16 protein-coding genes are annotated in these 7,207 nt (G+C 57.9%); 1 reads left to right on the forward strand and 15 read right to left on the reverse strand.

Annotated features, from left to right (window positions below):
- Position 1: 1 nt before the first annotated feature.
- From rplX to Q6D67_RS03070, 15 genes are all read right to left on the reverse strand, one after another.
- Positions 2-316 carry a 50S ribosomal protein L24 gene (rplX, locus tag Q6D67_RS03000; RefSeq protein WP_304704055.1) on the reverse strand — a complete coding sequence of 105 codons (315 nt, stop codon included), beginning with the start codon at positions 314-316 and terminating at the stop codon, positions 2-4.
- Positions 317-343: 27 nt separating this feature from the next.
- Positions 344-712 carry a 50S ribosomal protein L14 gene (gene rplN, locus Q6D67_RS03005; protein WP_304704056.1) on the reverse strand — a complete coding sequence of 123 codons (369 nt, stop codon included), beginning with the start codon at positions 710-712 and terminating at the stop codon, positions 344-346.
- Between the two features lie 40 nt (positions 713-752).
- Positions 753-1,019 carry a 30S ribosomal protein S17 gene (gene rpsQ / locus Q6D67_RS03010; protein WP_304704057.1) on the reverse strand — a complete coding sequence of 89 codons (267 nt, stop codon included), beginning with the start codon at positions 1,017-1,019 and terminating at the stop codon, positions 753-755.
- Between the two features lie 2 nt (positions 1,020-1,021).
- Positions 1,022-1,213 carry a 50S ribosomal protein L29 gene (rpmC, locus tag Q6D67_RS03015; protein ID WP_304704058.1) on the reverse strand — a complete coding sequence of 64 codons (192 nt, stop codon included), beginning with the start codon at positions 1,211-1,213 and terminating at the stop codon, positions 1,022-1,024.
- A complete protein-coding gene (gene rplP / locus Q6D67_RS03020; RefSeq protein WP_304704059.1) occupies positions 1,213-1,626 on the reverse strand; it encodes a 50S ribosomal protein L16 in 414 nt (137 codons plus the stop codon). The genes rpmC and rplP overlap by 1 nt, the downstream gene beginning before the upstream one ends.
- A gap of 11 nt (positions 1,627-1,637) precedes the next feature.
- Positions 1,638-2,309 carry a 30S ribosomal protein S3 gene (gene rpsC / locus Q6D67_RS03025; protein ID WP_304704060.1) on the reverse strand — a complete coding sequence of 224 codons (672 nt, stop codon included), beginning with the start codon at positions 2,307-2,309 and terminating at the stop codon, positions 1,638-1,640.
- A gap of 17 nt (positions 2,310-2,326) precedes the next feature.
- A complete protein-coding gene (gene rplV, locus Q6D67_RS03030) occupies positions 2,327-2,665 on the reverse strand; it encodes a 50S ribosomal protein L22 (RefSeq protein ID WP_304704061.1) in 339 nt (112 codons plus the stop codon).
- Between the two features lie 28 nt (positions 2,666-2,693).
- Entirely contained in the window at positions 2,694-2,969 is a 276-nt protein-coding gene (gene rpsS, locus Q6D67_RS03035) for a 30S ribosomal protein S19 (protein WP_304704062.1), read from the reverse strand.
- A 36-nt stretch (positions 2,970-3,005) separates the two neighbouring features.
- Positions 3,006-3,833 carry a 50S ribosomal protein L2 gene (gene rplB / locus Q6D67_RS03040; RefSeq protein ID WP_304704063.1) on the reverse strand — a complete coding sequence of 276 codons (828 nt, stop codon included), beginning with the start codon at positions 3,831-3,833 and terminating at the stop codon, positions 3,006-3,008.
- 13 nt (positions 3,834-3,846) lie between these two features.
- Positions 3,847-4,143 (reverse strand): 50S ribosomal protein L23, encoded by a 297-nt coding sequence (rplW, locus tag Q6D67_RS03045; protein ID WP_304704064.1) that lies wholly within the window; start codon positions 4,141-4,143, stop codon positions 3,847-3,849.
- Positions 4,140-4,757, reverse strand: a complete 618-nt coding sequence (gene rplD, locus Q6D67_RS03050; RefSeq protein ID WP_304704065.1) for a 50S ribosomal protein L4 — start codon at positions 4,755-4,757, stop codon at positions 4,140-4,142. Before rplD ends, rplW begins: the two co-directional genes overlap by 4 nt.
- Positions 4,758-4,775: 18 nt before the next feature.
- Positions 4,776-5,411: a 50S ribosomal protein L3 gene (gene rplC, locus Q6D67_RS03055; RefSeq protein ID WP_304704066.1), complete on the reverse strand. Its 636-nt coding sequence runs from the start codon at positions 5,409-5,411 to the stop codon at positions 4,776-4,778.
- A gap of 123 nt (positions 5,412-5,534) precedes the next feature.
- Positions 5,535-5,846, reverse strand: coding sequence for a 30S ribosomal protein S10 (gene rpsJ / locus Q6D67_RS03060; protein ID WP_304704067.1), 312 nt, complete (start codon positions 5,844-5,846; stop codon positions 5,535-5,537).
- A 129-nt stretch (positions 5,847-5,975) separates the two neighbouring features.
- Complete coding sequence (locus Q6D67_RS03065) at positions 5,976-6,293, reverse strand: TraR/DksA C4-type zinc finger protein (protein ID WP_304704068.1); 318 nt, start codon at positions 6,291-6,293, stop codon at positions 5,976-5,978.
- Positions 6,294-6,325: 32 nt separating this feature from the next.
- Positions 6,326-6,568 carry a YdcH family protein gene (locus tag Q6D67_RS03070; RefSeq protein WP_304704069.1) on the reverse strand — a complete coding sequence of 81 codons (243 nt, stop codon included), beginning with the start codon at positions 6,566-6,568 and terminating at the stop codon, positions 6,326-6,328.
- Between the two features lie 212 nt (positions 6,569-6,780).
- Between Q6D67_RS03070 and Q6D67_RS03075 the strand changes: the two genes are divergently transcribed.
- Entirely contained in the window at positions 6,781-7,140 is a 360-nt protein-coding gene (locus Q6D67_RS03075) for a TM2 domain-containing protein (RefSeq protein ID WP_304704099.1), read from the forward strand.
- Positions 7,141-7,207: the final 67 nt, after the last annotated feature.

Raw genomic sequence — 7,207 nt, forward strand, 5'->3', positions numbered from 1 at the left:
CTCAGGCGTCAATCGCCTCGCCACTGGATTTGAAGATACGCACCTTGGTATCCCCATCAACTTTATAACCAACCTTGTCGGCCTTGCTGGTGGCGGGATTGTAGATCGCCACATTGGAGACCTGAATCGGGGCCTCACGCTCAACAATACCGCCAGCCACACCCATCTGCGGGTTGGGCTTGGTGTGCTTCTTCATCATGTTGATGCCGGAGACAACCACACGATTGTCAGTCATCACCTTGCGAACCTTCCCGCGCTTACCCTTGTCCTTGCCGGCCAGGATAATCACTTCATCATCGCGCTTGATCTTGGACATTTCCTTTCCTCTCCTCCTGGGGCCGAATCAGATAACTTCCGGAGCCAGGGAAATAATCTTCATGAACTTCTCACCGCGCAGCTCACGGGTTACGGGGCCGAAAATACGGGTACCGATAGGCGCCTGCTGGGCGTTCAGCAGTACCGCCGCGTTGTCGTCAAACTTGATCAGTGAGCCGTCGGGGCGACGCACACCCTTGCGGGTCCGAACCACAACCGCGGTCATGACCTGGCCCTTCTTGACCTTGCCCCGGGGAATCGCTTCCTTGACGGTCACCTTGATCAGGTCGCCCACACGCGCATAGCGACGCTTGGAGCCACCCAGCACCTTGATACACATCACCCGGCGGGCGCCGCTGTTGTCGGCGACATCCAAATACGACTCTGTCTGAATCATCTCTTACTCCAAACTGCGGCGTGGCCGCAAAATACAGCGCTTATACCTGTGGGGCACTTTCCACGACTTCGAGCAGCTTCCAGGTCTTGCTCTTGGAAATGGGCCGCGACTCGGTAACCTTGACGGTGTCGCCAATACCACACACATTGTCTTCATCGTGCGCGTGGATCTTGGAAGAGCGGGTGATGTACTTCCCGTACACCGGGTGCTTGACCCGACGCTCAATCAACACCGTAATGGTCTTGTCCATTTTGTTGCTGACAACCTTCCCGGTCGCCGTCCGTATACGCTTTTCTGCACCAGACATGTTCAGTTACCCGCCTTTTCATTCAGTACAGTCTTGACGCGTGCGATGTCGCGCTGATTCTGCTGCAGCAGGTGTGACTGCCCCAGCTGACCAGTTGACTTCTGCATGCGCAGCTTGAACTGCTCTTCACGCAGGGTAAGCAGCTGCTTGTTCAGGTCCTCAGCGGACTTATCACGCATTTCGCTAGCTTTCATCACATCACCGACCGTTTAACAAATGTTGTAGCTACCGGAATCTTGGCAGCGGCCAGCGCAAATGCTTCACGCGCAAGCTCCTCGGAGACGCCCTGCACTTCGTACAGCACCTTTCCGGGCTGGACCTGTGCCACCCAGTACTCAACGTTACCCTTACCTTTACCCTGACGAACTTCCAGCGGCTTGCCGGTAATCGGCTTGTCCGGGAAGACGCGGATCCAGATCTTGCCACCACGCTTGATGTGGCGCGTCATTGCACGACGAGCCGCCTCGATCTGCCGCGCAGTGATACGGCCGCGGCCAGTCGCCTTCAAACCGTATTCGCCGAAGCTAACCTTGCTGCCACGCTCGGCCAGGCCGCGGTTGCGGCCCTTCATCATCTTGCGAAATTTAGTACGCTTTGGTTGAAGCATCTGCGTAACCCTTAATTAGTTGCTGTCTTCTTGGCGCCGTCGGAATGGCCTTCAGTGCCAATCACTTCACCCTTGAAGATCCATACCTTGACCCCGATGATGCCGTAGGTCGTGGTCGCCTCGTAGGTGGCGTAGTCAATATCCGCGCGCAGGGTGTGCAGCGGCACACGGCCTTCGCGGTACCATTCGGTGCGGGCAATCTCGGCACCACCCAGGCGACCACCAACCTGGATCTTGATGCCCTCTGCTCCCTGGCGCATGGCGTTCTGTACCACCCGCTTCATCGCCCGCCGGAACATCACCCGACGCTCGAGCTGCTGCGCCACGTTCTGCGCAACCAGCTTGGCATCCAGATCCGGCTTGCGGATCTCTTCAATGTTGATGTGCACAGGCACACCCATCATTTCGGCCAGCTTCTTGCGCAGCCCGTCCACGTCCTCACCCTTTTTGCCAATGACAATACCGGGGCGGGCAGTGTGAATGGTGATCCGAGCAGTCTGCGCCGGGCGCTCGATCACGACACGACTGACGCTAGCGTGCTCCAGCGTCTTCTCGATGTACTTGCGCACAGCGAGGTCGGTGATCAGCGTCTTCGCATAGTTTTTGCTATCCGCATACCAGATCGAATTGTGATCCTTGACGATCCCCAACCGTATGCCGACCGGATGTACTTTCTGACCCATGTGGTCTTCTCCTGAACTTAGCTTTGGCCGTCTGCCACTTTCACTGTGATATGACAGGTGCGCTTCAATATCCGATCGGCGCGACCCTTGGCTCGTGGCCGCAGACGCTTCATGGTCATACCTTCATCCACAAAGATGCTGGACACTTTCAACTCGTCTACGTCCGCACCTTCATTGTTTTCCGCATTGGCAATCGCAGAGTCAAGAATCTTCTTGACAATGTGGGCCGCTTTCTTGGTGCTGAATTCCAGCAGGCTCAGCGCCTCTTCCACAGGCCTGCCGCGTACCTGGTCCGCGACCAGACGGGCTTTCTGGGCCGAGATCCGCGCGCCTTTCAGTCTTGCTGCAACTTCCATTTTCCTAAACCTCGCTATAGACCAGCGCTCAGCGCTTCGCCTTCTTGTCCACAATATGGCCCTTGAATGTACGGGTCACCGCAAATTCACCGAGCTTGTGACCAACCATGTCCTCGTTGATCAACACCGGCACGTGCTGCCGGCCATTGTGAACGGCGATCGTCAGACCAACCATATCAGGCGATATCATGGAACGGCGCGACCAGGTCTTGATCGGACGACGGTCGTTGCTCTCAATCGCAGCTTCAACTTTCTTCATCAAGTGAAGGTCGATAAATGGACCTTTCTTCAGTGAACGCGGCACAGTGTCTTCCTCTAATCTCTAGTCTGTCGACCGAACTTATTTCTTGCCACGACGGCGCACAATGAGGCCGTCAGTGCGCTTGTTCGAGCGCGTCTTGTAACCTTTGGTCGGGGTACCCCAGGGGCTGACCGGATGACGGCCACCGGAAGTACGACCCTCACCACCACCATGTGGGTGATCCACCGGGTTCATTGCCACGCCGCGCACGGTCGGGCGCACACCGCGCCAGCGCGTCGCACCGGCTTTACCCAGCTTGCGCAGGCTGTGCTCGGAGTTGGACACTTCGCCCAGGGTTGCGCGGCAGTCGGACAGCACCTTGCGCATCTCGCCGGAGCGCAGACGCAGGGTCGAGTACTGACCTTCGCGAGCAACCAGCTGGATCGAGGCGCCCGCCGAACGCGCCATTTGCGCCCCCTTGCCAGGCTTCATCTCCACCGCGTGAATCACGGAACCCACCGGGATGTTGCGCAGCGGCAGACAGTTACCGTTCTTGATCGGTGCCGCGGCGCCGGACTGCAGAGTGTCGCCAGCCTTCACGCCCTTGGGCGCGATGATGTAGCGGCGTTCACCGTCGGCGAACAGCAGCAGTGCAATATGTGCAGTGCGGTTCGGGTCATATTCAATACGCTCGACCTTGGCCGGAATACTGTCCTTGGAGCGCTTGAAGTCAATGACGCGGTAATGCTGCTTGTGGCCGCCACCAATATGCCGCGTAGTGATCCGGCCGTTGTTGTTACGGCCGCCATTGCGGGTCTGCTTTTCCAGCAGAGGGGCATAGGGGGCGCCCTTGTGCAGGTCATCAGTCGTCACCCGGACGACGTGACGACGTCCGGGTGAAGTGGGCTTACTTGTTAATACTGCCATTCGAACCTACTCCTTATTCAGCCACGGCAAAGTCGATGTCCTGACCCTGCTCCAGGCGAACATATGCCTTCTTCCAGGTCGGCTTGGCGCTCTGACCGTACTTGTTCCGCTTGACCTTGCCCTTGACCTTGAGGGTCTGGACCGCATCAACCTTGACCTTGAACAGCTGCTCAACCGACTTCTTGATTTCGGCCTTGGTAGCATTTACCGCTACCTTGAACACGTACTGGTTGTTGCTGTCTGCCAGCACCGCGGCCTTTTCAGACACGTGCGGGGCGACCAGCACCTGGAAAATTCGCTCCTGGTTCATGCCAGCATCTCCTCAAACATCTTCACCGCATCCACGGTGACCATCACCTTGTCGTAGGCGATCAGGCTGACGGGATCCACGCCATCGACATCGCGGACATCAACCTTGTGCAGGTTGCGCGCCGCCAGATACAGATTCTCACCCAGCTCCGCCGTCACGATCAGCACGCTGTCGAGACCGTATTCACCCAGCTGCTGAACCAGCAGCTTGGTCTTGGGCGCCTCGATCTCCACGCTCTCGACCACCAACAGGCGACCCTGACGGGCCAGCTCGGACATGATTGAACGCATGGCCGCGCGGTACATCTTGCGGTTCACTTTCTGGGAGTGATCCTGCGGGCGGGCCGCAAAGGTCACGCCACCGCTGCGCCAGATGGGGGAACGAATGGTTCCCGCACGGGCACGACCGGTGCCTTTCTGGCGCCAGGGCTTCTTGCCACCACCGCGCACTTCGGAGCGGGTTTTCTGCGCACGGGTACCCTGACGGGCGCCGGCCAGATAGGCAGTAACTACCTGGTGAACCAGGTCCTCATTATACTCACGGGCAAAGGCGACATCAGACACGGAAACCGTGCCCGCTGTGGCGTTACCTGGCTTGACTACACTCAATTCCACGTTAGAGACCCCCTAACCTTAAGCCTTGACCGCGGGACGCACGATCACGTCACCGCCGGGTGCACCGGGGACAGCGCCCTTGATCAGGAGCAGATTCCGCTCCAGATCAACGCGCACGACCTCCAACCCTTGGGTAGTTACGTTTTCCGCACCCATGTGCCCGGACATTTTCTTGCCCTTGAAAACGCGACCAGGCGTCTGGCACTGGCCGATAGAACCCGGGGCACGGTGGGACAGGGAATTACCGTGAGTGGCATCCTGCATGGAAAAGTTCCAGCGCTTGATAACGCCCTGGAACCCCTTGCCCTTGGATTTGCCTGCCACGTCAACCTTCTGCCCGGCCTCGAAACGCTCTACGGTCAACTCGGAGCCGACAGCAAGAGCCTCGTCGCTCGCGCCGAGACGGAATTCCCACAAACCGTAGCCCGCCTCGACACCCGCCTTGGCGAAATGTCCGGCTTCTGATTTACTCACTTTCGAGGCCTTGCGGTTGCCCGCAGTCACCTGGATAGCACGATAGCCGTGGCTCTCGAGCTCTTTGATCTGAGTAACCCGGTTTGGAGAGACCTCCACTACGGTTACTGGGATGGATGCGCCGTCCTCGGTAAAAACACGAGTCATACCGGACTTACGGCCGACTAAGCCAATAGTCATTTTGCTAACCTCTCAGTGTACGGGGCTTACCCTCTATGGCCGCCCCGCCTTGCTTTAAAGAACCGGGCGTTACACACCCGCAGGCCATGTGGGCCTACGGGCAGGTCTTGCTACAAATTGTAGTTAACCAAGACTGATCTGTACTTCCACACCTGCTGCCAGGTCCAGTTTCATCAGGGCGTCCACAGTTTTTTCCGTGGGCTCCACGATGTCCAACAGACGCTTGTGGGTACGAATTTCGTACTGGTCACGCGCATCTTTATTAACGTGCGGTGAAACCAGCACGGTGAACTTTTCTTTCCGGGTCGGAAGCGGGATCGGCCCCTTGACCTGGGCGCCTGTACGGCGCGCTGTCTCGACGATTTCCTGAGTAGACGTATCTATCAGACGGTGGTCGAAAGCCTTGAGGCGAATACGAATGCGTTGATTCTGCACCTGACCTAACTCCAATCAATAAAAAACCAGGGGTCCGCTATGGAGCCCCCGAAAAAGGAACGCGAATTCTAAAGAGCGGCTACCTGCCTGTCAAGCAGACACCGGGATTATTTTGAGGGAAGGTGCCCTTTATTCGGCACATTTCACACACAACACGCTCTCCGGCAACACCTCGAGGCGGCCCGGGGCAATTTCCTCGCCACAGCTCTCGCAGAGACCATAAAGCCCCTCCTCCAGCCTCGCCAGGGCCGCCCTGACATCGCGTAGCGACTGTTCGGTCTCTACCCCAATGGCTTCCTCGACCTCGTCGTTCTCGCGCTCCTGGGCCTGCTCGGCGGAGTCGCCGGAATGGCTGCGGGTGACGTCGCGCTTGATACTGGCCAGACGCTGCTCAAGGACTGCCAGTTTTTCCTCGAGCTGGGCCCGGGTTGACGACGATTCCGTCACTTTACACCTCCATTACTATCCAATTGGGGCACTCACTCAGCTGCATTCAGCATGCAGTACAGGGCATCCTTGAGATGCAGGCGACGTACCTTGGCCTGCTCTTCCGTGTGTGTCGCCGCTGGCGTCACTTCATTTTCCATGTTCTCGATGCTGCGGGTCAGCTCGTGGTACTCGTCAAACAGCTTGCGGAAGTGGGCATCCGCAACCTTGAGCTCGTGGATGCGCTCGCGAAATTCCGGGAATTCGTGGACAAGATCATGATGCTCTACTGACATGGTAACTCCTTGTGAATCGGGCTGGCTTTGCCACAGCCGCAGCATAGTGCAACCGCGGGGCATGCTCCATGATCCAGATCAGGCTATCCAGAGGACTCGCCCGGGGCGTCATATATTCCTTGACCCGCGGCCGGCGCCGGCAGACGATAGAAGGAACACAGTGTACGGAGTTCAGACCAGTGCGGGAACCCAACGAGACACATTCGGTATTCATGGGCTATCTGCTCTGGATCTTCGGGTTCATGGGAGCGCACCGCTTCTATTACGGCCGCCAGATTACCGGCGTTATCTGGTTTTTTACCCTGGGGCTGCTGTTCGTTGGCTGGATTATCGACCTGTTCCTGATACCCGGGATGTCCCGGTCCGCGGACCGGCGCTACAGCGAGGGCCCGGTCGATTACAACCTGGCCTGGATCCTGCTGACCTTCCTGGGGATCTTTGGGGTCCACCGCTTTTACCTGGGCAAGATCATCACCGGCCTGCTCTACCTGTTCACCCTCGGCCTGTTCGGGCTGGGGATACTCTACGACTTCCTGACCCTGAACGGGCAGATCTCCGAGAAGAACCGCTAAATGGGGTCAGTTAAATGGGGTCAGGTCCTTTATGAAGCATTCCCCAGAATGCTTCATAAAGGACCTG

Source organism: Haliea sp. E1-2-M8 (genome assembly GCF_030649675.1).
Lineage (GTDB): Bacteria > Pseudomonadota > Gammaproteobacteria > Pseudomonadales > Halieaceae > Haliea.

Excerpts from the sequence above, each read along its gene's own strand:
- rplX (WP_304704055.1), bottom strand. The coding sequence starts at position 316 with ATGTCCAAGATCAAGCGCGATGATGAAGTGATTATCCTGGCCGGCAAG.
- rplN (WP_304704056.1), bottom strand. The coding sequence starts at position 712 with ATGATTCAGACAGAGTCGTATTTGGATGTCGCCGACAACAGCGGCGCC.
- rpsQ (WP_304704057.1), bottom strand. The coding sequence starts at position 1,019 with ATGTCTGGTGCAGAAAAGCGTATACGGACGGCGACCGGGAAGGTTGTC.
- rpmC (WP_304704058.1), bottom strand. The coding sequence starts at position 1,213 with ATGAAAGCTAGCGAAATGCGTGATAAGTCCGCTGAGGACCTGAACAAG.
- rplP (WP_304704059.1), bottom strand. The coding sequence starts at position 1,626 with ATGCTTCAACCAAAGCGTACTAAATTTCGCAAGATGATGAAGGGCCGC.
- rpsC (WP_304704060.1), bottom strand. The coding sequence starts at position 2,309 with ATGGGTCAGAAAGTACATCCGGTCGGCATACGGTTGGGGATCGTCAAG.
- rplV (WP_304704061.1), bottom strand. The coding sequence starts at position 2,665 with ATGGAAGTTGCAGCAAGACTGAAAGGCGCGCGGATCTCGGCCCAGAAA.
- rplB (WP_304704063.1), bottom strand. The coding sequence starts at position 3,833 with ATGGCAGTATTAACAAGTAAGCCCACTTCACCCGGACGTCGTCACGTC.
- rplW (WP_304704064.1), bottom strand. The coding sequence starts at position 4,143 with ATGAACCAGGAGCGAATTTTCCAGGTGCTGGTCGCCCCGCACGTGTCT.
- rplC (WP_304704066.1), bottom strand. The coding sequence starts at position 5,411 with ATGACTATTGGCTTAGTCGGCCGTAAGTCCGGTATGACTCGTGTTTTT.
- Q6D67_RS03070 (WP_304704069.1), bottom strand. The coding sequence starts at position 6,568 with ATGTCAGTAGAGCATCATGATCTTGTCCACGAATTCCCGGAATTTCGC.
- Q6D67_RS03075 (WP_304704099.1), top strand. The coding sequence starts at position 6,781 with ATGGGCTATCTGCTCTGGATCTTCGGGTTCATGGGAGCGCACCGCTTC.